Below are 24,523 nucleotides of genomic sequence, written 5' to 3'. Positions count from 1 at the left end.
TCTAGGCTTGGGGCGACTGCTGTCGATGCTTCGAAGAGGCGACTGAAGATGAGCGTGTACGGATCCTTCCCCGGCTCGCGGCCCCGCCGGCTGCGCACCACGCCCGCCATGCGGCGGATGGTCGCGGAGACCCGGCTGCACCCCTCGGACCTGATCCTCCCGGCGTTCGTCCGGGAAGGCATCAGCGAGCCGATCGCGATCTCCGCGATGCCGGGCGTGGTCCAGCACACCCGGGACACGCTCCGCAAGGCCGCCGCGGAGGCGGTCGAGGCCGGGGTCGCGGGGATCATGCTGTTCGGGGTGCCCGCCGACGAGAACAAGGACGCGCTGGGCACGGCGGGCACCGAGCCGGACGGGATCCTCCAGGTCGCGATCCGCGACGTGAAGGCGGAGGTCGGCGACGAGCTCGTCATCATGTCGGACCTGTGCCTGGACGAGTACACCGACCACGGGCACTGCGGGGTCCTCGACGAGCACGGCCGGGTCGACAACGACGCGACGCTGGAGCGGTACGCGGAGATGGCGCAGGTCCAGGCCGACGCGGGCGTCCACATGGTGGGCCCCAGCGGCATGATGGACGGCCAGGTCGGCGTCATCCGTGACGCGCTCGACGAGACCGGGCACGAGGACGTGTCGATCCTCGCGTACACGGCGAAGTACTCGTCCGCCTTCTACGGGCCGTTCCGCGAGGCCGTCGCGTCGAGCCTCCAGGGCGACCGCAAGAGCTACCAGCAGGACCCGGCGAACGCCCGGGAGTCGCTGCGGGAGCTGGCGCTCGACCTCGAAGAGGGCGCCGACATGGTCATGGTGAAGCCGGCCGGCCCCTACCTCGACATCCTGTACCGGGTCGCGCAGGCCGTGGACGTGCCGGTCTCCGCGTACCAGATCTCCGGCGAGTACGCGATGATCGAGGCCGCCGCCGAGAAGGGCTGGATCGAGCGGGACCGGGCGATCATGGAGACGCTCCTCGGCATCAAGCGGGCCGGGGCGGACACCATCCTCACGTACTGGGCGACCGAGGTCGCCGGCCGGCTCAAGCGGCAGTAGTGCCGCGAGGCCCGGGACCGGCCGCCGCGAACGTGGTGCGGTAGGCGGTGGGGGAGACCCCGATGTCGGCGGCCAGGTGCTGCCGGAAGGCCGCCGCCGTGCCGAACCCGGCCCGCGCCGCCACCTGGTCCACCGGCAGGGCGGTCGTCTCCAGCAGCCGGCGGGCGTAGTCGAGGCGCTGCCGGGCCAGCCACTGGCCCGGCGGCATGCCCACCTCCTCCCCGAAGCGGCGGCAGAACGTCCGTACGCTCATGGCCGCGTGCCCGGCCAACTCGGCCAGCGACAGCGGCCGGTGGAGCTGCTCCAGGGCCCAGGCGCGGGTGGCCGCCGTCGTGGCCGCCTCGGGCGCGGGCACCGGCCGCTCGATGTACTGGGCCTGGCCGCCCTCCCGGTGCGGCGGTACGACACACAGCCGGGCCACCCGGTTGGCGACCTCGCTGCCGTGGTCGCGGCGCAGCAGGTGCAGGCACAGGTCGACCCCGGCGGCCACGCCGGCCGCGGTGAGCACCCGGCCGTCGTCGATGAACAGCACGTTCGCGTCCACCTCGACGTGCGGGAAGGCCTGTTGGAAGGTCGCGGCCTCGCTCCAGTGGGTGGTGGCGCGCCGGCCGTCGAGGAGGCCCGCGGCGGCCAGGACGTACGAGGCCGTGCAGATCGACACGATGCGGGCGTGCGGCGGCAACAGGGCGAGGGCGGCGGCCAGTTCGGCGGGCAGCCAGTCGCGGGGGCCGTCCGGGGCGCAGGCGAACGGCGGGATCACGAGGGTGTCCGCGGTGGCGAGGACCGGCGCGCCGTGGTCGACGGTGACGGCGAAGTCGGCGCTGGTGCGCACGGATCCGCTCTCCAGACCGCAGGTGACGACCTCGTACAGCTGCGCGCCGTCCGGGGCGGCCGCGGTGCCGAAGATCCTTACCGGGATGCTCAGTTCGAAGGGATAGACGCCTTCGAGGGCGAGGACGACGACGCGGTGCGGGGTCGCGGGCGCGGGCGCGGCAGGAGTGGGCGGGGCGGGCGTGGCGGGCATGGCAAGATCTTTGCATGTATTGACATTCTTGCCACTCGTGAGGGGGTGGGCCGCTGCGGAAATCTTCTTCCTGCGAGGCCGGTCCGGGAGGGGCCGGCCGCCACGGAGGGCGGCGGACATGCAGGCGGTACGGGCGACCAAGGCGGTAGCGACCATGCGGGCGGTCGGGCAGGACGCCCTCGGCGGGCCCGAGGTGCTGAAGGTCGTGGAGGCGGTCCGCCCGGAGCCCGGCTTCGCCGAGGTCCTCGTACGCGTCCGCGCGGCCGGCGTGAACCCGACCGACTCCTGGCACCGGGCGACCGGCGGCATCGCGGGCCTGTCCGGCGAGGCCGTCCCCCCGGTCCGGCTCGGCTGGGACCTCAGCGGCGTGGTCGAGTCGGTCGGGCCCGGCGTGACCATCTTCCGGGCGGGCGACGAGGTCTTCGGCATGCCCCGCCACCCCGTGCCGGCCGGCACCTATGCCGAGTACGTGGTCTCCCCGGCCCGCCACCTCGCGCACAAGCCGGCCGCGCTCACGCACACCGAGGCGGCGGCGCTGCCGCTGGCCGCGCTCACCGCCTGGCAGGCCCTCGTGGACACCGCCGGCGTCCGCCCCGGGCAGCGGGTGCTGATCCACGCGGCGGCCGGCGGGGTCGGGCACCTCGCGGTGCAGATCGCCAAGGCGCGCGGGGCGTACGTGATCGGCACGGCGAGCGCCGCCAAGCACGGGTTCCTGCGGGGCCTGGGCGCGGACGAGCTGGTCGACTACACGACGGCCGACTTCGCGGAGACCGTACGGGACGTGGACGTGGTCCTCGACGCGGTCGGCGGTGCGTACGGGCCGCGCTCGCTGCGGACGCTGCGGGCGGGCGGTGTGCACGTCGCGCTGGCCTCGCCGGCCGAGGCGTATCTGGCTGCCGAGGCGGAACTGCTGGGGCTGCGGGCCGGGTTCATGGCGGTGGAGGCGGACGGGGCGGGGTTGCGGGAGATCGCGGCGCTGGTGGAGCGGGGGTTGTTGCGGGCGGCGGTCGAGGCGGTGCTGCCGCTGGAACGGGTGGGGGAGGCGCACGCGTTGATGGATACGCGGCGGACGTCGGGGAAGATCGTCCTGACCGTGTCCGAGTGACGACACCCTTGGCCTCACGGCGGCCTGGGGCGTGACCGCCGGCTTCGCCGGTGCCCGGGGGTGCAACCCGCCCCAGCTTCGTCGGTGCCTGGGGCGCAACCCCCAGTTTCGTCGGTGCCCTGATGGGCAGTTCCCAGCTTTGCCGGTGCCGTGGGGTACAACTTCCAGCCTCGCCGGCGTTTGAGGCGCGGGGTTTGGGGCGGAGCCCCAAGACTGCAACCCGGCTGGCGCCGGGCACCGGGCTCTGCCCGGACCCGCGCCTCAAACGCCGGCGAGGCTGTAATGCCCCGGGCGTCAGCGGGGCTGGGGTGCCGACGGGCCGGGGGTGCGGGCCGAGGGTGCCGACGGGCCCGGGGTGCCGGCGGGGCGGGGTGTTACGTCAGGGTGTTGGTGAGGTGGTCGGCGACGTGGGGGAGCCAGTCCGGCTGCGCGTTGCCCAGGAGGTGGTCGCCGTGGGGGACGGACAGGTAGGCGGCGTGCGGGGCGTGGCGGGCCAGCGGTTCGCCGTTCGTCGCGCCGGGGATGACGTCCTGGCCGCCGTCCACCACCAGTAGCGGCGCCTCGATGCGGGGCGCCAGGGCGGCCAGGTCCACCTGGCGGGTGAACGCCCGGGCCGGACCGGTGCCGCCCGCCCGCTGCGCCAGGATGTCCCGTACCGGCTGGGGCAGTTGCTCCCAGTCGAGGCGGAAGGGGCCGCTGACGGTCGCGACGGCCGCCACGCGCGGGTCCAGCGCCGCGGTCCGGGCCGCGTAGTAGCCGCCCAGGCTGAGGCCGACGAGACCGATCCGCGGGACGCCGAGGGCGTCGACGACCCGGCCGACGACCCGGTCGTAGTCCGCCTGCACGACCGTCGTGGCCGTGAGGGCGCCCTGTCCGGGCCCGTCCATCGCGAACACCGCCAGCCCGCGGGCCAGCAGCGCGGACGCCAGGCCCAGGAACTCCTCCTTGGCCGAGTCCAGGCCGGGGACGACGACCACGGTGCCCGGCGCGTCGGCGGGGCCGCGCAGCCAGCCGGTGAACCCCTCGCCCCGCACCCGCCGGGCTCCGGGCTCCAGAACGGCGAGCGCGCGCCCCATGGCCTCGTCCGCCTCGGCCGCGGCGTGATGTGCCTGCGCGTACGGAGCCAGTGTGGCGAGGTGGTACCACCGGGCCGCCATCAGCAGGCTCTCACCCGCGGTCACGGCCGATCCCGCGTCCGCGGCCCGCGCGACGTACGCCCGTCCGGTCCGCCGGAACGACGGCCCCCAGTCGGCGACCGACCCGAGGCCCCCGGTGACGCGCCGGTACTCGTGCGGGTCGACCCCCGCGCCGGTGGCCCGGCGCCACTGGGCGTCGGCGAACCCGGCGGCCTCGGTGGCCGGCTCGGTGGCGATCTCGGTGGTGGCCGGCTCGGTGGCGCTCATCGCGTTGCCCCCGTTCCCGTATCCGTACCCGTTCCCGTTCCCGTACCCGCGCCCGTACCCGTCTCCGTTCCCGTTCCCGTCAGGAGGACGGCCTTGCCGCGGATGCGGCGTTCGCGCAGGTCGATCAGGGTGGTGGCGGTGTCCGCCCAGTCGGCGGTCCGGCCGATCTCCGGGTGCAGCCGGTCCCGTTCCACGAGCCGCACCAGCGTCTCCAGGTCGGCGCCGTAGTGCCCGCCGGCGTAGTGGAAGTGACGGATCGTGACGCCCTCGGGTCCGCCGAGGAGGTCGAAGAAGTCGAGGGTCGCCGGGGTGCGGCTCGCCTGCCCGAACCAGACGAGCAGGCCGCCCGGCCGCACCTTGGAGAGCGCGACAGGCAGGTCCGGCCCGCCCGTGGACTCCAATACGACGTCGAACTCCCCCCGGGCCGCCGCCACTTCGTGCACCACCTCGGCCCCCAGGTCGCCGAGCCGCGCACCGCGTTCCGGCGTGGCCGTGACCGCGGTCAGCTCGGCGCCGGCCGCGACGGCCAGCTCGGTGACGTAGTGGCCGACGCCCCCCGAAGCGCCGGTCAGCAGCACCCGCCGCCCGGCCAGGGCGCCCGCCGTGCGCAGCAGCCGCAGCGCGGTGATCCCGGCCAGCGGGAGCGCCGCCGCCCGTACGGAGTCGATGCCGTCGGGGAGGACGGCGAGGGAGTGCGTGGGCACGGCCGCGTACTCGGCCCAGCCGCCCTGCGCCGGATGCCCGACCACCCGGGTCCCGACGCGGGGACCCGAGCCGTCCGCGGCGGCCTGGACGACCAGCCCCGCGATGTCCTTGCCGGGCAGCAGCCCCGGACGGGGGCGTTCGAGGAGGAACGTCTCGCCCCGGTTCGGCGCGAACGCCTCGACCTTCACCAGCGCCTCGTCGGCCTCCGGAACCGGCTGGGGCACTTCGGCGAACGCGACCGGTCGCGCCGCGTCTCCCGTGGGAATCAGTCTTCGCATGACGAGGATGCAACCTCCCCGGCCACCCCGAGATCCAACAACGAGCGGGAGAATCCGACAACTTCCGGTTGTCGCCTATGGTGACAGCCATGGATCTGGACGGCGCACAGCTACGGGCGTTCGTGCGCGCCGCCGAAGAACTGCACTTCGGGCGGGCGGCCGGGACGCTCGCGATCTCCCAGCAGGCGCTGTCCAAGCGGATCGCGCGGCTCGAATCCCTGCTGGGGACCGCGCTGTTCCGACGCGGCGGCGGCCACGGCGTACACCTCACCGACGCGGGGCGCCGCTTCCTCGAACCGGCCCGCCGGACCCTGGCCGCCGCCGACGCCGCGGTGGCGGCGGCCATCGGCACGAGCCGCCCCCTGCGCGTGGACGTATGGGGCCACCTCTACGCCCCCATGCGGACCCTGGCCCAGGTCGCCGGCCGGGTCGCGGGGCGAGACGGACAGGACCAGAGCCCGCCGCCCGGGCCTGACGCGGGCCGGCTGCCCGGGTCTGACGCGGGCCGGCTGCCCGGGTCTGACGCGGGCCGGCTGCCCGGGTCTGACGCGGGCCGGCCGCCCGGCCTGGTGCCCGGCCACGGGCGCGACCTGCCGTCCGTCACGGCAGCCCTCCTGCACGGCGACATCGACGCCGCCTTCGGCCGGGTCCACCCGCCCCTGCCCGCAGGGCTGGCCCACCGCCTGGTCCGCCTCGAACCCGTCGACGCCGTCCTCAGTGCGGACCACCCCCTCGCCACCGCACCGGCCCTGCGGCCCGACCAGCTGCGCGACAGCGTCCTGTGGTCGCCCGGCGCGCTCGACCGCCTCGACTTCCTCCACCGCTTCGCCGACCACTTCGGCATCCGGGAACGCGCCGCCGGCGTCAACCTCGGGCTCGCCCACTTCCTCACCGAAGTCGCCCAGGACCCCCGCCGCTTCTCGCTCGTGCCCGCCGACGTGCCCCTCCCGGAGATCCCCGGACTGCGCACCGTCCCCCTGATCGACCCCACGCCGCTGTACGCCTGGTCGCTGCTGTGGAACTCCGCCAACGGCCACCCGGACCTGACCGCCCTCACCGCCGCCTGCGCCGCGGAAGCGGGGGCCGGTCGCTGGCTGGAATACGACCCGGCACGCGACTGGCTCCCCCTCCCGCCCGACGACGCCCCCGGCCCCGCCCCGGCCCCCGGCCCCGGCGCAACCCGCTGGTGACCTGGGTCAGCTCTCCAGCCGGACCGGCATCAGCAGCGAGAACGTCTCCTCGCTGTCGGTCCGCCGGACCGCCAGCGGAGCGGTCGGCGCGCCCAGCTCCAGCACCACCCGCTCCCCGCCCCCCGCGGCGAGCGCGTCCAGCAGGAACTCCCGGTTGACGGCGACCCGGTCCCCGCCGTCCCCGTCCCCGTCGCCGTCCCCGCAGACGGACACCACACCGTCGGCCGTCACCGCCAGCACGCTGAGGTCGGCGCCCCCACCGTCCCGCTCGCGCACCGGCCCGGTCTCCAGCGCCTCCCGGAAGGCCGGTACGTCGACCACGGCCCGGCGCCCTGCCGGCAGCCGGACCAGGCGCCGGTAGTCGGGGAAGTCGTGGTCGAGGCACCGGCCGGCCGTCTGCCGGTCGCCCGCCTCCAGCGCCACCCGGCCGTCCTCCACGGTCAGCCGCGCGGACGTGTCGCCGTCGGCCAGCAGCGCCCGCATCGCGTCGGCGAGCGGCGACGGCACGATCACCTGCACGCGCGGCCCGTCGTGCCCGGCCGTCACGGCGTGCCCGACGGCCAGCCGGTACCGGTCGGTGGCCACGACCCGCAGCGCGTCCCCCTCGATGTCGAACAGGACCCCGCCGAGCATCGGCAGCTCCGGGTCGGCACTCGCGGCGAAACGCACCGCGTCGAGCGCGGCGGCCAGCCCGGCCCCGGGGACGTCCACACGGGCGGCGGCGTCGGTACGGATCGAAGTCATGGTCTTCTCCCTGTGCGCGAGTAGTGCTCGGACCGCGGAGAACTCGCTGCGGGCATCGGCCAGCCCCGCTTCGAGGCGGCGCAGGTGCGCCCGGAGCAGCTGCCGCACCAGCACGGTGTCCTCACCGGACCAGCCGGCCAGCACGAGCCGGATGTCCGCCAGCGGCATCCCGGCCCGCCGCAGCCGCGCCAGCAGCCGCGCCTCCTCCAGCTGCTCCGGCCCGTACCACCGGTACCCGCTCACCGGATCCACCCGGTCCGGCACCAGCACGCCCGACCGGTCGTAGAACCGCAGGGCACTCACCCCGAGCCCGCTGTCGCGGGCCGTCTCGCCGATACTGCGCATCTCGCTCTCCACACCCAGGACTCTGAGCCCTGCACCAAGTCGAGGGTCAAGCCGAACGATCACGCCTCCTCCGCCGCCTCGCGGACCGGACGGGCCGGGCGCACCCTGGAGGGTAGAGAGGGCGACCTCCGGAGGTGATCCACGATGTCCACGCACGTGGGATGGCACGTAGAGAACGAATTCACGGACGAAGGCCACCGCACCACCGCGGCGTGCTTGCTCAGGCTGTCGGACGGCACGGAACTGAAGGGACGCGGCTACGCCCTGCGCCACCCTTCCGACCCCGATCAACTGCGGGTCGGCGAGGAGATCGCGGGCGCCCGCGCGCTCATGGACCTGGCGTCGAAACTCCTGCAGAAAGCGCACGCCGAGATCGACGAGGTGAGCGGCCGGCACTCGTACCCCATCAACCGCTGAGGCAACGAGGCGGGGAAGGAGCCCGGCCGGTCAGAGCCGGGCTCCCTCCGCGGCGGTCTCCGCTTCGGTGTCGGCGGTGTCGGCGGTCTCGGAGCTGTCCGTGCCGAGGTCGATCGTCGACGTCACGCTGCCGCCCTCGCGGAGGGCCACCGCGCCCAGCCCGTCGAGCAGCCGCAGCACGGCCGTGTTCTCCGGCTTGGTGCTGATGAAGAACGCGCCGAACCCCGCCGACCTCGCGAGCGAGATCATCCGCTGGAGCACCGCCCCGCCGACCCCCGCCCCGCGCTGCCCGCGCACGATCCACACGCCCGCCTCCACGGTGCCGGCGGGCTCGTCGAGCGGACACAGCCGGGCCGCACCGATGACATCCCCGTCAACGGCGATCACGTACGTGCACTCCACGGGCTCGACCGCGAGCGCCCGCGACCGGTGGAACGCGAGGAACGCGGCTTGACGTTGCTCGGTCCATCCCGGCGGCCCGTCCGGATCCACCGGCGGCATCACCTCGAACGGATCCGCGTCGGCAACGGCGGCGCCGAGCAGCGCCTGAAGGAGCCCCTCGTCAAGTGGGTGGAGACTGACGTCAGTTCTCACGATTTCCCCAGGGTCGAAGACACGAGCCCGCAGCATCGCACACCCCGCGCGCCGCATTTCGCCGGTCCGGCGGCCGTCACCTGGGACGGGGCGGCCGCGGCTTGCGCCCGGCATATGTCACCGGCTAGTCGAGTGGTCCTGCACGGAACAACGTGGTGTTGCCGACAGGCCGGTCACGGAGGGTGATCGGATGACCGCGGACCGGCCGCGAGGGGTGGCCGGCGACAGCGGCAGGAGTGTGTGATGCGGGCGAAGTCCTTGGCACGGGGCGCGATGGTGGCGGCGACGGCGGCGGGGGTGCTGCTGTCCGGGACGGGGGCGGCGTGGGCGGGCGCCAGCGCCCCGGACGTCGAGGTGACCGGGGTCGGCGTGCCGATCGGCGGGGGCTCGGTCCAGCTCGGGGTCCCCTACGCCAGCACCGGCACGATGCGGGCCAACACCACGGCCAACGAGATCCTTGGGAAGTCCCACCGCATGTGCATTCTGGAGGAGGAGGGGACGAGTTACGACATTCACCACTGCAGCATCACGTTCGTGTTCTCCAGCAGCGAATCGCAGATCTCGGTCGACATCCTGCTGAGCCTTCCGCACCCCGGTTCGGGCGCGGAGCCCAAGAGTTCCACGGGCGCTGTGACGGGCGGGAGCTTGGTGTACGCGGGTCACTCCGGGAATGCGAATTACACGCCGCTCAAGAACGAGGACACCGGAGCGTACGTGCCGAACGCTTACGTGGTGTCGTTCGGCGGCTGAGTACGGGAAGCGGAGTCATGAAATCAGCGAAGCGGGTCCTGGCCCTCGTCGTGGCGGGCATGGGCCTGATCGCAGCCCTGGCCGGCCCGGCCGCGGCCGACGAACCACCTGAAGAGACGGGGGCCGTGCTGCAGGCGGAGGCTGTGGAGGAGGAGCCGGAAGTGCTCGTCCCGGGCTTCACGGTGGACCCCGTGGGCAGGGCGCCGGTGTCCTGCGCCCTCGGCCTGCCCGGCGTCGGCGTTCCGTGCGGCAGCAACGGAATCATGACGTCCACGGTGCCCGGTACCCGCAAGCGGGCCGGCACCGTCTACCGGGTCTGCACCCTCCAGAAGGTGGGCGCGAAGTACGACACCTCGCAGTGCAGCCTCACGTTCGACTTCGACAGCGGCAGCCAGATCGGTGTGAGCGTGCTCGTGCCGGTTCCGCGCGCCAAGGTCGAGCCGAAGGGCTTCGACGGCTTCGTGACGGGCGGCAACGGCCTGTACGAAGGCCGGTCCGGCACGGTCCATTTCGCGCCGGTGACCGGCAAGGCGGGCCAGTACCACGTGTCCTTCCACTGACCCGCTGTCCGGGGCGGAGCTGCCGCGTCCGGCTGCTCCGCTTCGAGAACCCCGTACGGGTCGAGGTGCACGACAGCGGGCCGGGGTGGCCGGCCGTGCGCGCGCCGGTCGCGCACGGCGCGGAGGGCGGGCGCGGGCTGGTGGCCGTCGGCGCGCTCGCGGACCGGTGGGGTGTCGGAACGCGTCGGCTCCGGCAAGGCCGGTGTGGTGCGAGTTCTTCGATCCGCCGCTGGGAGGCTCGTACGAGGACCGGTTCGACGGCGCGCCTAGACTCCGCCGCATGACGGAGAACACGCAGATCAGCGCGGACATCGTGGCGGACCTGGCACCGAACGGGGTGCTGCGGGCCTCGATCAATCTCGGGAACCCGGTGCTCGCCCAGGGCACCCCGGAGGCGCCCGCCGGCATCACCGTGGACATCGCGCGGGAGTTGGCCGCCCGGCTCGGGCTGCCCGTCGAGTTCCTGTGCTTCGACGCGGCCCGCAAGTCCTTCGAGGCGATGGCCGACGGCCGCGCCGACATCTGCTTCCTGGCGGTGGAGCCGGCCCGCGAGGCGGAGGTCGCGTTCACGGCGCCGTACGTCGTGATCGAGGGCGTGTACGCGGTGCCGCGCGCCTCGGACATCAAAGCCGTGGCGGACGTGGACCGGACGGGCGTGCGGATCGGCGTCAAGGAGGGCTCCGCGTACGACCTGTTCCTCACGCGGACCCTGGAGCACGCGGAACCGGTGCGCGGGGCGGAGGGCGTGGACGTCTTCCGGGAGCGGGGGCTGGAGGTCGGGGCCGGGATCCGGCAGCCGATGACCGCGTACGCGGCCGCGCATCCCGAGGTGCGGCTGATCGACGAGGGCTTCATGCAGATCCGGCAGGCGCTGGGGACGACGGTCGGGCGGGCGCCCGAGACGGTGGCCTTCCTGCGGGCCTTCGTGGAAGACCTGAAGGCGACGGGCTTCGTCACCGAGTCGCTGCGCCGCGCGGGGCAGCCGGAGAACCTGGCGGCTCCGGGAGTCTGAGGGGACGTCGGCGGGGTCGGGTGCGGGGGTCTACCTCGGGAGGTCGGGACGGTGGCGGGTGGTCCCAGGTTCCCTGACCGACCCCGCCCCGCCGGCCTCCCGCCCCAGGCCCCGCCACCAGCCGTACCCCGTATCGCCGCATGCCCTCCGGGACGCTGCCAGCAGAATGCTTGCAATGCGACTAGTCTTGTTGCATGGCCACTCTCTACGTCCGCGACCTGTCCGATGAGGCGCTCGCCGAGCTGAAGATACGAGCAGCCCGCAACCGCCAGTCCCTCCAGGCGTACGCCCGCACGTTGCTGGAGGAAGAAGCCGCGACGCCCTCGATCGAGGACGTCGTCATGCGGATCCGCTCGCGCGTCTCGGCTCACCTGAGTGCTGACGAGGTCGTGGCGGACCTGGACGAAGGGCGGCGGCGCGGGTGATCGTGATCGATGCGAGTGCCGTCGTGATGCTCGTGGCCGATGCAGGGCCGGTGGGCGAAGCAGTCCGTGAGCGGACGCTGGGCGAACGGCTCGCGGCACCGTTCCTTCTCGACGTGGAGGTCGCACAGGCGTTGCTCGGCCGCCACCGGGGCGGCAAGCTGTCGGACCATCAACTTGACGTCGCATGGGAGCACTTCGCTGCCCTGCCGGTCCGCCGGATGGAGCACGTGCCGGTGTTGCCCAGAGTGCGTGAGCTGTACGCGAACCTGTCCGCGTATGACGCGACGTACGTCGCCCTCGCTGAAGGGCTTCAGGTCCCGCTGATCACCTGTGACGCCCGGATCGTCCGCTCGGGCAGTCCTCGTTGCAAGATCGACGTGTTTGGCTGACGCTTTGCGCTCCGGACGTGCCTTCCCCCGGGTGGGGCGCCGGGGGAGGTCACAGGGGTGCGGCGGTCAGCTCGGGTCGGGCTGCTGGGGGGCGTCGCTGGTCTTGATGACGGCGAAGACGGCGCCCTGGGGGTCGGCGAGGACGGCCATCCGGCCGACCGGCATGTCGAAGGCGGGGGCCAGGACGGTTGCTCCGGCGCGTTCGGCGGCGGCCTGCACGCTGTCCGCGTCGTCGACGTCGAAGTACACCATCCAGTGCGGCGGGGTGCCCTCCGGGTGCTGGTCGAGGCCCATGATCCCGCCCACCGCACGGTCGTTGACCTTCAGTTCGGTGTAGCCGTACTCCTCGGTGCCGGGAATCTCGGACGGCGCGGTACCGACCGGGAGGACCGCCTCGTAGTACGCGGCGGCGGCCTTCGTGTCGGTGGTGGCCAGCTCGTTCCAGATCATCGCGCCCGGCTCGTTGACGATCCCGGCGCCGGGGAACGTGCCCGCCTGCCAGACCCCGTACGCGGCGCCGGTCGGGTCGGCGAGGACGGCCATCCGGCCGAGGTTCATGACGTCCATGACGGGCATGACCGTGTTGCCGCCCGCGGCCGTGCTCGCGGTGGCGACGGCGTCCGCGTCGTCGGTGGCGAGGTAGGTGGTCCACGCGGCCGGGGGCAGCGGGTCCGGGACGGTGCCGTCGGGGTTCATCGCCTTCATGATCCCGGCGACGGGCTGCCCCTTGAGGGTGCAGACGGAGTAGCCGCCCTGCTCGGCGGGGCCGATCTCGCCCTGCCAGCCGAAGAGATCGCGGTAGAAGTCGAGCGCGGCCTGCTGGTCGGGAACCATCAGGTCGGTCCAGCAGGGGGTACCGGGCCGGTAGGAGCCGGACATGGTGGGCACGAGGCCTCCAGGATCGGGTGGGTACTACGGGGGAAGGACGGCCCGTCCCCTACCCGTGCCCAGGGCCCGGAATCGGGCCGTTCGGGTTAAGCATCGCCGGACGCACCTGAACTCATACCGGTGCGGGAGAACCTTTCCGGATGGTGGTCCCGCCGGATCACTGACGAACACCGCCTCGTGTACCGGGTCAGAGACGAGGCGGTGGAGATCGCCCAGGCTCACTACCACTACTGAACGCTGAAACGGGACGGCCCCCGGGGCGGGTGCGCCGGGGGCCGTTCTCGTGGTGCCGGGAGCGTCAGAGGCGCTCGGGGGTGCGGATGCCCAGGAGGGACATGCCCTTGGAGAGGGTGCGGGCGGTCAGGTCGCACAGGAACAGACGGTTCTCCACCTGCTCCGCGGTGTCGGCCTTCAGCACCGGGCACTCGGCGTAGAACGTCGTGTACAGCGACGCAAGCTGGTACAGGTACGCGGCCAGCTTGTGCGGGGCGTACTCCGCGGCCGCCTCGGCGATCAGTTCGCCGAACGCGTCCAGGTGCAGGCCCAGCGCCCGCTCCGACGGGGCCAGCTCCAGCTCGGGGTGCGCGGTCGGGCTGCGGTCGCCCGCCTTGCGCAGGATCGACTGGATACGGGCGTACGCGTACTGGAGGTACACGGACGTGTCACCGGTCAGCGACACCATCTGGTCCAGGTCGAACTTGTAGTCGCGCGCCGCCGACGTGGACAGGTCCGCGTACTTCACCGCGCCGATGCCGACCTGCGCGGCCCGCTCGGCGATCTCGTCCTCGGTGAGGTCCTGGGCCTTCTCGCGGACCACGGACGCGGCCCGCTCCACCGCCTCGTCCAGCAGGTCCACCAGCCGTACGGTCTCGCCCTCGCGGGTCTTGAACGGCTTGCCGTCCTTGCCCAGGACGGTGCCGAAGGCGAGCTGGACGGCCTTGGTGTCCCCGGTCAGCCAGCCGGCCCGGCGGGCCGTCTCGAAGACCATCTTGAAGTGCAGCGACTGGCGGGCGTCCACCACGTACACCAGGTCGGTCGCCTTCAGGTTCCCGACGCGGTCGCGGATCGCCGACAGGTCGGTGGCCGCGTACCCGAAGCCGCCGTCCGACTTCTGGACGATCAGCGGGGTCGGGTTGCCGTCCGGGCCCTTGTACTCGTCGAAGAACACGCACAGCGCGCCGTTGGAGCGGACCGCGACACCGGATTCCTCCAGCAGCTTGCAGGTCTCCACCAGCATGTCGTTGTAGCCGGACTCGCCGACGACGTCCGGGTCCTGGATGTCCATGTCGAGCTTGTTGAAGACGGAGTAGAAGTAGATCTTCGACTCGTCGACGAACCGCTGCCACAGCGCGAGGGTCTCGGGGTCGCCGGCCTGGAGGTCGACCACCCGGGCGCGGGCCCGCGTCTTGAACTCCTCGTCGGAGTCGAAGAGCGCCCGCGAGGCCTTGTAGAGGCGGTTCAGGTTCGACATCGCCTCCTCGCCGGAGACCTCCGCGTCACCCTCCGTGCCGTCCGCCTTGTGGTCCAGCTCGTGCGGGTGCTCGATCAGGTACTGGATGAGCATGCCGAACTGGGTGCCCCAGTCGCCGATGTGGTGGCGGCGGACCACCTTCTCGCCGGTGAACTCCAGGATCTCGACCATCGCGGCGCCGATCACGGCGGACCGCAGGTGCCCGACGTGCATCTCCTTGGCCACGTTCGGCTGCGCGTAGTCGATCACCGTGGTGCCGGCCGACGCGTTGACGGGCACACCGAGCCGGTCGTCGGCGGCGCGGGCCGCCAGCGTCTCGATGATCGCCTTGTCGGAGACGGTGATGTTGAGGAAGCCGGGGCCCGAGACCTCGATCTCGGCGATCACGTCGCCCTTGTCGAGGCCGTCGAGGACGGTGCCCGCCAGCTCGCGCGGATTGGCCTTCGCCTTCTTCGCGAGCGCCAGGATGCCGTTGGCCTGAAAATCGGCCCGGTCGCTTCGTCGCAGCAGCGGGTCGGCGGCCCCGGCCTCCGGCAGAGCGGAGGAGAGGGCGGCGGAGACGCGCTGTTCTACGGCGGAAGCGAGGGAAGGGACCGAGGCCATGAGCTGCCGTTCCTGTGAGACGTCGTGGGTGGTGCGGCCGGAGCATGGGTATGCGCGCGGCCCGACGAGTATCCCACGCGGGACCAAGGACCATCCCGTGGATAAAAGCAACCCCGGAGCGGCTGCTTCCGTCTGGGAGAATGTTTCAGCCAGCATTCGAGCAGAAGGACGTGACGTGGCTCAGAGCGCCCAGAGCAGCACCGAGACCGACTGGGTCTCCCGTTTCGCGGACGAGGTCATCGCCGAGGCGGAGCGGCGTGCGCCGGGCAAACCTGTCGTCGTCGCGTCCGGCCTCTCCCCCTCCGGCCCGATCCACCTCGGCAACCTCCGCGAGGTCATGACCCCGCACCTGGTCGCCGACGAGGTCCGCCGCCGCGGGTACGAGGTCCGCCACGTGATCTCGTGGGACGACTACGACCGCTACCGCAAGGTCCCGGCGGGCATCGCCGGCGTCGACGAGAGCTGGGCGCAGCACATCGGCCGCCCGCTGACGGCCGTCCCCGCGCCCCCCGGCTCCCCGTACCCGACCTGGGCCGAGCACTTCAAGGCCGCCATGGTCGAGTCGCTCGCCGAGCTGGGCGTCGAGTTCGACGGCATCAGCCAGACCGAGCAGTACACCTCAGGCGCCTACCGCGAGCAGATCATCTTCGCGATGAAGCACCGCGGTGACATCGACGCGGTCCTCGACCAGTACCGGACCAAGCAGAAGCCGGGCGGCAAGAAGCAGTCGCAGAAGCCCGTCGACGAGGCCGAGCTGGAAGCCGCCGAGGGCTCCGGCGCCGCCGCCGAGGACGACGGCAGCAGCAGCGAGTCGGGCTACTTCCCGTACAAGCCGTACTGCGGCGCCTGCAACAAGGACTTCACCACGGTCACGTCGTACAACGACGAGACCACCGAGATGACCTACGTCTGCACCGAGGACGAGTACACCGAGACGGTCAAGCTCAGCGAGTTCAACCGCGGCAAGCTCGTCTGGAAGGTCGACTGGCCGATGCGCTGGGCCTACGAAGGCGTGATCTTCGAGCCCTCCGGCGTCGACCACTCCTCGCCCGGCTCGTCCTTCCAGGTCGGCGGCCAGATCGTGCACATCTTCGGCGGCGAGCAGCCGATCGGACCGATGTACGCGTTCGTCGGCATCAGCGGCATGGCCAAGATGTCCTCCAGCAAGGGCGGGGTCCCCACCCCGGCCGACGCGCTGAAGATCATGGAGCCGCAGCTGCTGCGCTGGCTGTACGCCCGCCGCCGCCCCAACCAGTCCTTCAAGATCGCCTTCGACCAGGAGATCCAGCGCCTCTACGACGAGTGGGACAAGCTGGAGGCCAAGGTCGCCGACGGCACCGCGCTGCCCGCCGACGCCGCCGCCCACTCGCGTGCCGCCCGCACCGCCTCCGGCGAGCTCCCGCGCACCCCGCGCCCGCTCCCGTACCGGACGCTCGCCTCGGTCGTCGACATCACCGCCGGCCACGACGAGCAGACCCTGCGCATCCTGACCGACCTCGACCCGTCGCAGCCGATCGGCTCCCTCGACGAGGTCCGCCCCCGCCTGGACCGCGCCGAGAACTGGATCACCACCCAGGTCCCGGCCGACCAGCGCACCCTGGTCCGCGAGGAGCCCGACACCGAACTCCTCGGCTCCCTCGACGAGCAGGGCCGCGAATCGCTGCGCCTGCTCCTGGAGGGCCTGGACTCGCACTGGTCCCTCGACGGCCTCACCACGCTCGTCTACGGCGTGCCGAAGGTGATGGCCGGCCTGGAGCCCGAGGCCAAGCCGACGCCCGAACTCAAGGTCGCGCAGCGGACGTTCTTCGCCCTGCTGTACACGCTGCTCGTCAGCCGTGAGACCGGCCCGCGGCTGCCCACGCTGCTGCTGGCGGTCGGCGCCGACCGGGTGCGCAAGCTGCTCGCGGTCTGACGCGCCCGAAGCGAAGGAGGGCCGCCGCCCCGGACCGATCCGGGGCGGCGGCCCTCCCTCTTCGGGCGCCGGTCTCTAGAACAGCGCCTTGTACGCGTTGAGGCCGATCATCGCCTTCGTGCGGGCGGCGAAGGTGCCCTTGCCCGTGCCGAGGTACCGGTAGAGGTTCCCGGCCGTGTCGCGGGCGAGCATGTCGGCCTTGCCGTCGCCGTTCAGGTCGCCGGGGCCCAGCAGCAGGTTGTACGAGGAACCCCAGTCGTCGGCGAGCTTGACCCGGGTCTTGAACGTGCCCGCGCCGGTGCCGTCCAGGCGCCACAGCTCGTTCGACTTGTCCTGCGCGATCAGGTCGCCCACGCCGTCGCCGTTGAGGTCGCCGGTGCCGATGACCTTCTTGTAGCCGCGCCAGTCCGCGAACAGCTTCACCCGGGCGGCCAGCTTGCCCTCGGCGGTGCCCTTGTACAGGTACACGGCGCCGGTGGCTGCGGTCCGGGCGAGCATGTCCGGCCGGCCGTCCTTGGTGACGTCGCCGACCGCCGTCATCACGTCGTACTGCCCCCACCCGGCGGTGCCGAGCACGGTGTACGCCGTGTTCGTCGTCGGAGCCGCCCCGCAGGCCGGCTTGTACAGCCGCAGGCTCTCGCCCGTACGCACCAGCAGGTCGTTGCAGCGGTCCCCGGTCAGGTCCCCGAACGGCACGACCTTGATGGAAGAGGACCAGCCCGTACCGGACTTGCCCACCTCGAAATCGCCCTTGGGCAGCTGGCCGTACAGGTACTCGAGCTTGCCCGTCGACGTCAGCGTGAGGATGTCGCCCAGGCCGTCCGGGACGTCGTTGTGGCCGCCGAAGTCACGGAAGACGGCCGCGCCGCCGGTCACCGACAGGGGGCCGGTCGCCACGGTGGACGAGACGCCCGAACCGGCGTGGACGGCCTTCAGGGTCCAGGTGTGCCGGCCGTTGGGCGCCAGGGTGCCCGAGGACGTACGGCCGTTCCAGGCCGCGGCGATGGTGGTGGTGCCCGCCGCGCCGGTCAGGGTGCGCAGGGTCTTGCCCGCCGGGTCGGTGAGGGTCAGGGTCCACGAGGAGACGGGGGTGTTCATCGTCCAGGTGGGCTGCCACACCAGGCTGGTGCTCGTGGAGCCCTTGAGGTCCGCCGTCGGCTGGACGAGGGAGTACTCCACGGCCAGCTTCGGCCAGGCGGTGCGGGCCGCGACGATGACCCGCGTGGACTGGCCCGCGTGCCGGGGGTCCCACACGGCGGTGACCTTGTCGGCGGTCACGGCGGCGATCTCACCGTGCAGGGCGTCGCCGTCGCCGCCGCTGCCGATGGCCGGGAGCTCCTTGGCGGCCGACCACGAGCTGCCGCCGCGCACGGCGTGCAACAGCTCGGTGATCGACGAGCTGGGACTGGACTGCGGCCACACCACGTGGACCGAGCCGTCCCGGGCCATCGACACGTCGATCTGCTGGTTGGGGAACGCGGTGTTCAGGTTCTGCGGACCGCCCCACGTGCCGTTGCTCGACTCGAAGCTCGCCGCGCGGACGCCGCGGTTGGCGGAACTCCGGTCGAACCACACCAGGCTGATGTCACCGTCGGGCGCGAGCAGCGGCTCCGGGGTCTTCAGCGGGTCGCCGACCCCGGAGACGACCGTCTGCGGCTGCGACCAGTCGGCCCCCGCCGAGCTGCGGTGCGTCATCTGGAAGGTGCCCGCGGCGTCCCTCCACACCATGTACGTCCAGCCGAAGGGGTCCGTGGCCAGGGTGGGCTCACGGGTGCCGGTCGAGGGCGTGGTGAAGCGGGCCGGCGTCCCCCACGCACCGGTCTCCGCGGCCCGGCTGTTCGTCATGACGGTCGCGTTCGCCGACTCGTTCATGGTGTACGCGACCACCGCGCCGCCGTTCGCGTCCAGCGTGATCTGCGGAGCGGACGCGACCGCGCCCGGGTACTGCGCGATGTTGCTGACCACGCCCGCCGGCGTCCAGGTGCCGTCGGTGCCGCGGGTGGTGGCGACGACCTCGGCCCGCATCGTCTGGATCGTCGGGATCGACAGCCAGGTCGCGCCGAGCCGGCCGCCCGGGCCCTCGACCAGGTCCACGGAGGAGATCTGCACGCCCGCGTGCTGCGGGCCGATCAGGTCGTAGGGCGCGGACCAGCCGGTGGTGGCACCTGCGGGCAGCGTGGCGGTCCGGACCAGGGTCTCCTTGGTGCCGGTGTACTCGGACGGCTGGTTGGGGCGCTCCGTCCACAGCGCGAGCACGGATCCGTCCGCGCGCGCCAGCAGCTTGACCTCGCGCCCGGTGATCTTGGAGGTGCCCAGCTCCGTGCGCGGGCCCCAGGTGTCGCTGTCGGCGGGCCGGGCGGCCACGTACAGGCGGTACAGCCCGGCGGTGGCGTCGTACTCGTCCCACGCGGTGACCGCGATGCCCGAGGTCGCGACCACGAGCTCGCGCATCACGGAGTTCGCGGAGGACAGGCTCTTCACGCCCGACCACGGGGCCGGCGCGGCGGCGGCGTGGGCCGTGCCCGCCGGGAGCACGGCGGCGGCGCCGAGGACGAGCGAGGCGGTGACGAACGCGGCTGCCCCACGGTGGTGGCGGCGCTGCGGGCGGGCTGTTCTGCCCATGCTGGAGATCCCCCTTCTCGGAGGGCACCGTGCCCCCCGACGACAGCAGCACGGGGAGGCGGACGTCACGCGGCTCCCCCCGGCGCTCCTGTGACTCCCGAGATGATCGAACGCATGCGCCCGGAAAGGCAAGAGCGTTCCATTTGGGGCGTGTTCGGGCGCGGAGAGGGCGCAGGCGTGGGGCGCGCCGCGGGCGCGCGCCCGCGGTTACGCGATGTGCTCGGCTTCCAGCTCCGTCTGGTGGCGCTGCTTCAGCGCCGGGAGCATCGACCGCAGCAGGGAACCGCTGCGCGGGTGGTGGATGCCGTGCAGGTCGGCCAGGTATATGTCCAGCTGCTCGGCGTTCGGGAAGCTGTTGCGCTCCTCCACGTACGAGCGGAACACCGCGTACGCCGCCTCGAAGAAGCTCGCCTCGTCCAGGAGGTCGCCCTCGTCCGTACGCTGCCCCGGTATGGGCAGCTCGGTCTGTGCGGGCTGCGCGGCCGGCGCTGCGGCGTACGGGATGTCCGGCTGCTGCGGGTCCTCCGGACCGGCCGGCGCCATCACCGGGGTCGGCTCCAGGCCCTCGACGAACTGCGGTGCGTACGCCGCCTCACGGGTGACCTGCGGATCCGCGTGCGCCGCGAACCAGGAACTCGGGTGCGGGCCGGGCATCTCCGTCGGCGCGAGCGGCTCGGGCGCCGGCTCGGCGGCTACGGGCGCGGACGCCATGGCCTGGAGACCGGTCTGCTGCGGCTGCTGACCCTGCGGCGGCAGCTGCTGGAACGGGTGGGCGCCCGCCTGCTGGGGCTGGGCCAGGGGCGAGCCCTGGGCCTGGGCCTGCGGTTGGGGCTGGGCCGGGGCCTGGATCTGACCCTGGGGCTGCGGGTGGCCGTGCGCGGCCTCGGGGGCCGGGAAGCCCGCCGCGCCGTGATCCTGGGCCGCGGACTGAGCCTGGGCCTGCTGGTGGGACTCGGGCCCGGCCGCGCCCTGCGCGTGGTCACCGGCCTGCGCAAGAGCCTGCGGGGCCTGCTGGGACTGCGGGGCCTGCCGGGCCGGGGACTCCGCCGCGGCCGCCGCCAGTGCGGGCGCCTCGGATCCCGCCGGCACGGCCGGGGGCAGCAGCAGCGGTTCGATGCCGGCCGCCGCCAGACCCGAAGGCCCGGTCTGCGCCAGCGGCACACCGATCCGCGCCAGCCGCAGCGGCATCAGCGCCTCCACCGGTGCCTTCCGCCGCCACGCCCGCCCGTACCGGGCCTGAAGGCGTGCCTGGTAGATCAGCCGGTCCTGCTCCATGCCGACCGCCTGCTCGTACGAACGCAGCTCCCACAGCTTCATCCGCCGCCACAGCTTGAACGTGGGGATCGGGGAGAGCAGCCAGCGGGTGATGCGGACGCCCTCCATGTGCCGGTCCGCGGTGATGTCCGCGATCCGGCCCACCGCGTGCCGGGCCGCCTCCACCGTGACCACGAACAGCACCGGGATCACCGCGTGCATGCCCACGCCCAGCGGGTCCGGCCAGGCCGCCGCACCGTTGAACGCGATCGTCGCGGCCGTCAGCAGCCACGCCGTCTGACGCAGCAGCGGGAACGGGATCCGGATCCACGTCAGCAGCAGGTCCAGCGCGAGCAGCACGCAGATGCCCGCGTCGATGCCGATCGGGAAGACCAGCGAGAAGTCCCCGAAGCCCTTCTTCAACGCGAGCGCCCGCACGGCGGAGTACGACCCGGCGAAACCGATGGCCGCGATCACCACCGCACCGGCCACCACGACGCCGATGAGTATCCGGTGCGTACGCGTCAGCTGCATCGCGGCCACCCGCGATCCCCTCCCACTTATCCAGCTCTGGCGGGCACAGCCTGGCACATGCCCGCCAGAGGTGTGCCGTGCGGGGACTACTTCCCGGCTAGGCCGTCTTGTTGGCGGCCGCGATCGCGGCCACCGACTCCTTGGCCGCGGCGATCGCGTCCGCGAGCAACTCGGCCACGTCCGGAGCCTTCGCACCCTCGTACGCGGCGCCGTTGTAGTCGAGCGTGATCACCACGTTCTCGGTACGGGCCACGACCGTCTGGTTGAAGAACTCCACGTCCTTCTTCACGCCGTACGTCAGCGTCGTCGCCTGGTTGCCGATCCCCGCCGCGGGCGCGACCTTCAGGTTCTTCGCACCCTGCGTGGCCTTCGCCGCGTCGACCTGCTTCGTGTACTGCTCCTCGGCGCGCTTGTTGCCGCTGCCCAGGGACTCGTGCGAGTCGTAGCGGGCCAGCGAGACCGCCAGCCAGCGGTAGTCCGAGCCCTTCAGACCGTTCTCGTCGAGACCGTTCCAGGAACAGGTGGCACGGCTGGACAGGTCGTTCGACTTGGCCGCCGTACCGTCCTCGTCCTTCGCCTCCGCGACCAGCTTCTCGATCGTCTTCTGCGTGACGACCTTGCAGGGCTCGGGCAGCTTGGCGAACGCCGCCTTCTCCAGGGTCGGCGTCGGCTTCGGGGTCGGCGTCTGCGACGCCGCCGAGGAATCCTTGGACGTACCGCCGCCCGAGGACGAACCCGAACCCGAACCGGAATCGCTGCCGGAGTCGGAGGAGCAGCCGGTGGCGACAAGGATCACCGGGACGGCTGCGCAGGCGAGAACGCGGGTGAGGCGCGAGGCTGAACGGTGCATGGTTCCTTCTGTCGGTCGTCGGCGGGACCGTGCAACGGTAGCCCGGACGAGTGGTGCACTGCTGTGCGAGACGTCACGCGCGGACCCTCGCGGGCCCGCGCCCGACCCCTGTCAGTCCTCGAACTCCTCGGCCAGCCCGGCCGCCAACTCCTGTGCGCTGACCTGCGTTTCCTCGCTGTCCGGGGTCACCCCGCGCTGCGTCGGCTGCACGGTGTACTCGACGGTGACGATCACATTGGATGTGCGGAACACGATACGGACGGTCCGCGCCTGAGCCGTCGGACCGGCCGCGCCGAGCTTGTCCTCCAGGAAGGCGGAGTCGGCGAGGTTGTCGAGACGGCGCGAGCCGAGCGGGGGCGCGCCCGGACCCGTGGAAGAGGACGGGGAGCCGCCGGGGGTGCCGGCGGCCCCGCTGCCGGGCGCGCCCGAAGCCGGGGCGCCGGAGGCCGGGGCGCCCGAAGCCGATGTCGTCGCAGCGGTCGGGGCGGACGCCGCGCCCGACGAGGGAGCCCCCGAAGCGCCCGTCGCGGGCGGGGTCGTCGCCGCGGCGACCGGCAGGTGAGCGGCTTCCAGCTGGCGCTCGTACACCTCCCGCGCCCGGTCGTCGTCGCTGACCGCCGAGTCGTACGAGACCACCCGCTCGTAGCCGACGTACAGCAGCCGGGTCGCGTCGGAGGTCTCCGACTTCCACCGGCAGCCGACCCGCCGGTCCGCGTCGTACGACGGGTCCGCCTTGCCCGCGTACAGCTGCTCGACCTGCTCGGTGGTGAGGGCCGGGGACGCCGGGAGCATCTCCTTCAGCCGCTTGGAGCCGACGGAACGGCAGGGCTCGGGGAGGCTGCGGTACTTGCCGGGCGGCGCGACGGCGGCGGTGCCGCCGGCCTTGTTGTCGGTCTGCTGCCCGTCGGCCCCGGAACCGGCACTGCAACCGGTCACGAGGGCCGCGAGCACCACCGCGATGCCCGGCAGGACGACTGCCTTCCGCTGCACGCTGCACGCTCCTTCGACCCGAAAACCGTTTGCCCCGCCTGGGCGGTGGCCGGACACAATGTCTATCGCACGCACTGCTGCTGACGCCGGTCCGATGTCTCTTTCGGCCCCAAGAGCGAGGCTTTTGCGTTTCAAGGCTTTTGATCTGATTCCGGGGGAATGGGTTAGTTATGTCGTATGTAGAGGTACCGGGGGCGGAAGTCCCGATCCGGATGTGGACGGATCCGTCCACGGTGGACGACGGCGCCATGCGTCAGCTGCACAACACCGCGACCCTCCCGTGGATCAAGGGCCTGGCCGTCATGCCGGACGTCCACTACGGCAAGGGCGCGACGGTCGGCTCGGTCATCGCCATGAAGGACGCGGTCTGCCCGGCGGCGGTCGGCGTCGACATCGGCTGCGGCATGACGGCGGTCAAGACCTCCCTGACGGCGAACGACCTGCCGGGGGACCTGTCCCGCCTCCGCTCGAAGATCGAGCAGGCCATTCCGGTGGGCGCGGGCCTGCATCGCGACCCGGTGGATCCGGCGCGGCTGTACGCCTTCCCGACGGCGGGCTGGGGCGGGTTGTGGGAGCGGTTCGACTACATCGCGGACGAGGTGAAGTTCCGGCGGGACCGGGCCGCGAAGCAGATCGGAACGCTCGGTGGCGGCAATCATTTTGTTGAATTCTGTACGGACTCGTCCGGTTCCGTGTGGCTGATGCTGCACTCCGGGTCCCGGAACATCGGCAAGGAGCTGGCCGACCACCACATCGGGGTCGCGCAGAAGCTCCCGCACAACCAGGGGCTGGTCGACCGTGACCTCGCCGTCTTCATCGCGCAGACCCCGCAGATGGCGGCGTACCGCAACGACCTCTTCTGGGCGCAGGAGTACGCCCAGTACAACCGGGCGATCATGATGGCCCTGTTCAAGGAGGTCGTCCGGAAGGAGTTCCGGAAGGCGAAGGTGCAGTTCGAGCCGGAGATCAGCTGCCACCACAACTACGTGGCGGAGGAGCGGTACGACGGCATGGACCTGCTGGTCACCCGCAAGGGCGCGATCCGGGCGGGGAGTGGGGAGTACGGGATCATCCCGGGCTCCATGGGCACGGGTTCGTACATCGTGAAGGGTCTCGGCAACGAGAAGTCCTTCAACTCGGCCTCGCACGGCGCCGGCCGCAAGATGAGCCGGGCGGCCGCCAAGCGGAACTTCTCCACGCGCGACCTGGAAGCCCAGACGCAGGGCGTCGAGTGCCGCAAGGACTCGGGCGTGGTGGACGAGATCCCGGGCGCCTACAAGTCCATCGAGCAGGTCATCGACCAGCAGACCGACCTGGTCGAGGTCGTCGCCAAGCTCAAGCAGCTCATCTGCGTGAAGGGCTGAGCCGCGCCCCGCGTGCGGGGTCGTCGGGGGGACGGAGGAGCCCGGAC

Annotated in this window: 23 protein-coding genes; 12 read left to right on the top strand and 11 right to left on the bottom strand. The window is 72.4% G+C overall.

Features of this window, described 5'->3' with window-relative positions; translation table 11 throughout:
• Nucleotides 1-48: 48 nt before the first annotated feature.
• Nucleotides 49-1,047, top strand: a complete 999-nt coding sequence (gene hemB / locus OG764_RS16195; protein WP_328969121.1) for a porphobilinogen synthase — start codon at nt 49-51, stop codon at nt 1,045-1,047.
• On the opposite strand, the gene OG764_RS16190 is transcribed toward hemB, so the two are convergent.
• On the bottom strand, nt 1,034-2,071 hold the full coding sequence (locus tag OG764_RS16190; protein ID WP_328969120.1) for a GlxA family transcriptional regulator: 1,038 nt from the start codon (nt 2,069-2,071) through the stop codon (nt 1,034-1,036). The genes hemB and OG764_RS16190 overlap by 14 nt on opposite strands.
• A gap of 118 nt (nt 2,072-2,189) precedes the next feature.
• On the opposite strand from OG764_RS16190, the gene OG764_RS16185 reads away from it, so the two are divergent.
• Nucleotides 2,190-3,176 carry an NADP-dependent oxidoreductase gene (locus OG764_RS16185; RefSeq protein WP_328969119.1) on the top strand — a complete coding sequence of 329 codons (987 nt, stop codon included), beginning with the start codon at nt 2,190-2,192 and terminating at the stop codon, nt 3,174-3,176.
• A 374-nt stretch (nt 3,177-3,550) separates the two neighbouring features.
• On the opposite strand, the gene OG764_RS16180 is transcribed toward OG764_RS16185, so the two are convergent.
• Nucleotides 3,551-4,579 carry an alpha/beta hydrolase family protein gene (locus OG764_RS16180; RefSeq protein WP_328969118.1) on the bottom strand — a complete coding sequence of 343 codons (1,029 nt, stop codon included), beginning with the start codon at nt 4,577-4,579 and terminating at the stop codon, nt 3,551-3,553.
• Nucleotides 4,576-5,562 carry a zinc-binding dehydrogenase gene (locus tag OG764_RS16175; protein ID WP_328969117.1) on the bottom strand — a complete coding sequence of 329 codons (987 nt, stop codon included), beginning with the start codon at nt 5,560-5,562 and terminating at the stop codon, nt 4,576-4,578. The genes OG764_RS16180 and OG764_RS16175 overlap by 4 nt, the downstream gene beginning before the upstream one ends.
• An 89-nt stretch (nt 5,563-5,651) precedes the next feature.
• Between OG764_RS16175 and OG764_RS16170 the strand changes: the two genes are divergently transcribed.
• Nucleotides 5,652-6,752 carry a LysR family transcriptional regulator gene (locus OG764_RS16170; protein ID WP_328969116.1) on the top strand — a complete coding sequence of 367 codons (1,101 nt, stop codon included), beginning with the start codon at nt 5,652-5,654 and terminating at the stop codon, nt 6,750-6,752.
• 6 nt (nt 6,753-6,758) lie between these two features.
• Here OG764_RS16170 and OG764_RS16165 read toward each other — a convergent pair whose 3' ends face one another.
• Complete coding sequence (locus OG764_RS16165) at nt 6,759-7,841, bottom strand: DNA polymerase III subunit beta family protein (protein WP_328969115.1); 1,083 nt, start codon at nt 7,839-7,841, stop codon at nt 6,759-6,761.
• Between the two features lie 144 nt (nt 7,842-7,985).
• On the opposite strand from OG764_RS16165, the gene OG764_RS16160 reads away from it, so the two are divergent.
• On the top strand, nt 7,986-8,258 hold the full coding sequence (locus OG764_RS16160; protein ID WP_328969114.1) for a DUF1876 domain-containing protein: 273 nt from the start codon (nt 7,986-7,988) through the stop codon (nt 8,256-8,258).
• A 30-nt stretch (nt 8,259-8,288) separates the two neighbouring features.
• On the opposite strand, the gene OG764_RS16155 is transcribed toward OG764_RS16160, so the two are convergent.
• Entirely contained in the window at nt 8,289-8,852 is a 564-nt protein-coding gene (locus OG764_RS16155) for a GNAT family N-acetyltransferase (RefSeq protein ID WP_328969113.1), read from the bottom strand.
• A 243-nt stretch (nt 8,853-9,095) separates the two neighbouring features.
• Between OG764_RS16155 and OG764_RS16150 the strand changes: the two genes are divergently transcribed.
• The 5 genes from OG764_RS16150 to OG764_RS16130 all read left to right on the top strand — a co-directional run bounded on the left by OG764_RS16150 (nt 9,096) and on the right by OG764_RS16130 (nt 11,988).
• Nucleotides 9,096-9,602: a hypothetical protein gene (locus OG764_RS16150; protein ID WP_328969112.1), complete on the top strand. Its 507-nt coding sequence runs from the start codon at nt 9,096-9,098 to the stop codon at nt 9,600-9,602.
• A 17-nt stretch (nt 9,603-9,619) separates the two neighbouring features.
• Nucleotides 9,620-10,162: a hypothetical protein gene (locus OG764_RS16145; RefSeq protein ID WP_328969111.1), complete on the top strand. Its 543-nt coding sequence runs from the start codon at nt 9,620-9,622 to the stop codon at nt 10,160-10,162.
• Nucleotides 10,163-10,442: 280 nt separating this feature from the next.
• A complete protein-coding gene (locus OG764_RS16140; RefSeq protein ID WP_328969110.1) occupies nt 10,443-11,174 on the top strand; it encodes a transporter substrate-binding domain-containing protein in 732 nt (243 codons plus the stop codon).
• A gap of 194 nt (nt 11,175-11,368) precedes the next feature.
• Nucleotides 11,369-11,599, top strand: coding sequence for a FitA-like ribbon-helix-helix domain-containing protein (locus OG764_RS16135; protein WP_328969109.1), 231 nt, complete (start codon nt 11,369-11,371; stop codon nt 11,597-11,599).
• The gene (locus OG764_RS16130) at nt 11,596-11,988 is read left to right on the top strand and encodes a type II toxin-antitoxin system VapC family toxin (protein WP_328969108.1); all 393 of its coding nucleotides are present in this window, start codon (nt 11,596-11,598) and stop codon (nt 11,986-11,988) included. The genes OG764_RS16135 and OG764_RS16130 overlap by 4 nt, the downstream gene beginning before the upstream one ends.
• A gap of 66 nt (nt 11,989-12,054) precedes the next feature.
• Here OG764_RS16130 and OG764_RS16125 read toward each other — a convergent pair whose 3' ends face one another.
• Nucleotides 12,055-12,867, bottom strand: a complete 813-nt coding sequence (locus OG764_RS16125) for a VOC family protein (RefSeq protein ID WP_328973035.1) — start codon at nt 12,865-12,867, stop codon at nt 12,055-12,057.
• A gap of 129 nt (nt 12,868-12,996) precedes the next feature.
• On the opposite strand from OG764_RS16125, the gene OG764_RS16120 reads away from it, so the two are divergent.
• Complete coding sequence (locus tag OG764_RS16120) at nt 12,997-13,110, top strand: Txe/YoeB family addiction module toxin (RefSeq protein WP_328969107.1); 114 nt, start codon at nt 12,997-12,999, stop codon at nt 13,108-13,110.
• 64 nt (nt 13,111-13,174) lie between these two features.
• Here OG764_RS16120 and argS read toward each other — a convergent pair whose 3' ends face one another.
• On the bottom strand, nt 13,175-14,950 hold the full coding sequence (gene argS, locus OG764_RS16115; RefSeq protein ID WP_328969106.1) for an arginine--tRNA ligase: 1,776 nt from the start codon (nt 14,948-14,950) through the stop codon (nt 13,175-13,177).
• 175 nt (nt 14,951-15,125) lie between these two features.
• Here argS and lysS point away from each other — a divergent pair, with 175 nt between their 5' ends.
• On the top strand, nt 15,126-16,862 hold the full coding sequence (gene lysS / locus OG764_RS16110; protein WP_328969105.1) for a lysine--tRNA ligase: 1,737 nt from the start codon (nt 15,126-15,128) through the stop codon (nt 16,860-16,862).
• Nucleotides 16,863-16,937: 75 nt separating this feature from the next.
• Here the strand turns inward: lysS and OG764_RS16105 are convergent, their stop codons facing one another.
• The 4 genes from OG764_RS16105 to OG764_RS16090 form a co-directional block, all read right to left on the bottom strand.
• The gene (locus tag OG764_RS16105; protein WP_328969104.1) at nt 16,938-19,484 is read right to left on the bottom strand and encodes an FG-GAP repeat domain-containing protein; all 2,547 of its coding nucleotides are present in this window, start codon (nt 19,482-19,484) and stop codon (nt 16,938-16,940) included.
• Between the two features lie 207 nt (nt 19,485-19,691).
• A complete protein-coding gene (locus OG764_RS16100; RefSeq protein WP_328973034.1) occupies nt 19,692-21,272 on the bottom strand; it encodes a DUF2637 domain-containing protein in 1,581 nt (526 codons plus the stop codon).
• Nucleotides 21,273-21,369: 97 nt separating this feature from the next.
• Entirely contained in the window at nt 21,370-22,122 is a 753-nt protein-coding gene (locus tag OG764_RS16095) for a DUF3558 family protein (RefSeq protein WP_328969103.1), read from the bottom strand.
• Nucleotides 22,123-22,233: 111 nt separating this feature from the next.
• The gene (locus OG764_RS16090; RefSeq protein WP_328969102.1) at nt 22,234-23,112 is read right to left on the bottom strand and encodes a DUF3558 domain-containing protein; all 879 of its coding nucleotides are present in this window, start codon (nt 23,110-23,112) and stop codon (nt 22,234-22,236) included.
• A 170-nt stretch (nt 23,113-23,282) separates the two neighbouring features.
• On the opposite strand from OG764_RS16090, the gene OG764_RS16085 reads away from it, so the two are divergent.
• The gene (locus OG764_RS16085; protein ID WP_328969101.1) at nt 23,283-24,476 is read left to right on the top strand and encodes an RtcB family protein; all 1,194 of its coding nucleotides are present in this window, start codon (nt 23,283-23,285) and stop codon (nt 24,474-24,476) included.
• Nucleotides 24,477-24,523 lie beyond the last annotated feature (47 nt).

The sequence above is a fragment of the Streptomyces sp. NBC_00239 genome, assembly GCF_036194065.1.
GTDB lineage: Bacteria > Actinomycetota > Actinomycetes > Streptomycetales > Streptomycetaceae > Streptomyces.
The sequence above is the reverse complement of the archived record's forward strand: the minus strand, read 5'-3'. Positions and strand labels throughout refer to the sequence as shown.

Coding starts and splice junctions, on each gene's coding strand:
- hemB (WP_328969121.1), top strand. CDS start 49: ATGAGCGTGTACGGATCCTTCCCCGGCTCGCGGCCCCGCCGGCTGCGC.
- OG764_RS16190 (WP_328969120.1), bottom strand. CDS start 2,071: ATGCCCGCCACGCCCGCCCCGCCCACTCCTGCCGCGCCCGCGCCCGCG.
- OG764_RS16185 (WP_328969119.1), top strand. CDS start 2,190: ATGCAGGCGGTACGGGCGACCAAGGCGGTAGCGACCATGCGGGCGGTC.
- OG764_RS16180 (WP_328969118.1), bottom strand. CDS start 4,579: ATGAGCGCCACCGAGCCGGCCACCACCGAGATCGCCACCGAGCCGGCC.
- OG764_RS16175 (WP_328969117.1), bottom strand. CDS start 5,562: ATGCGAAGACTGATTCCCACGGGAGACGCGGCGCGACCGGTCGCGTTC.
- OG764_RS16170 (WP_328969116.1), top strand. CDS start 5,652: ATGGATCTGGACGGCGCACAGCTACGGGCGTTCGTGCGCGCCGCCGAA.
- OG764_RS16165 (WP_328969115.1), bottom strand. CDS start 7,841: ATGCGCAGTATCGGCGAGACGGCCCGCGACAGCGGGCTCGGGGTGAGT.
- OG764_RS16160 (WP_328969114.1), top strand. CDS start 7,986: ATGTCCACGCACGTGGGATGGCACGTAGAGAACGAATTCACGGACGAA.
- OG764_RS16150 (WP_328969112.1), top strand. CDS start 9,096: ATGCGGGCGAAGTCCTTGGCACGGGGCGCGATGGTGGCGGCGACGGCG.
- OG764_RS16145 (WP_328969111.1), top strand. CDS start 9,620: ATGAAATCAGCGAAGCGGGTCCTGGCCCTCGTCGTGGCGGGCATGGGC.
- OG764_RS16140 (WP_328969110.1), top strand. CDS start 10,443: ATGACGGAGAACACGCAGATCAGCGCGGACATCGTGGCGGACCTGGCA.
- OG764_RS16135 (WP_328969109.1), top strand. CDS start 11,369: ATGGCCACTCTCTACGTCCGCGACCTGTCCGATGAGGCGCTCGCCGAG.
- OG764_RS16125 (WP_328973035.1), bottom strand. CDS start 12,867: ATGTCCGGCTCCTACCGGCCCGGTACCCCCTGCTGGACCGACCTGATG.
- argS (WP_328969106.1), bottom strand. CDS start 14,950: ATGGCCTCGGTCCCTTCCCTCGCTTCCGCCGTAGAACAGCGCGTCTCC.
- OG764_RS16105 (WP_328969104.1), bottom strand. CDS start 19,484: ATGGGCAGAACAGCCCGCCCGCAGCGCCGCCACCACCGTGGGGCAGCC.
- OG764_RS16100 (WP_328973034.1), bottom strand. CDS start 21,272: ATGCAGCTGACGCGTACGCACCGGATACTCATCGGCGTCGTGGTGGCC.
- OG764_RS16095 (WP_328969103.1), bottom strand. CDS start 22,122: ATGCACCGTTCAGCCTCGCGCCTCACCCGCGTTCTCGCCTGCGCAGCC.
- OG764_RS16085 (WP_328969101.1), top strand. CDS start 23,283: ATGTCGTATGTAGAGGTACCGGGGGCGGAAGTCCCGATCCGGATGTGG.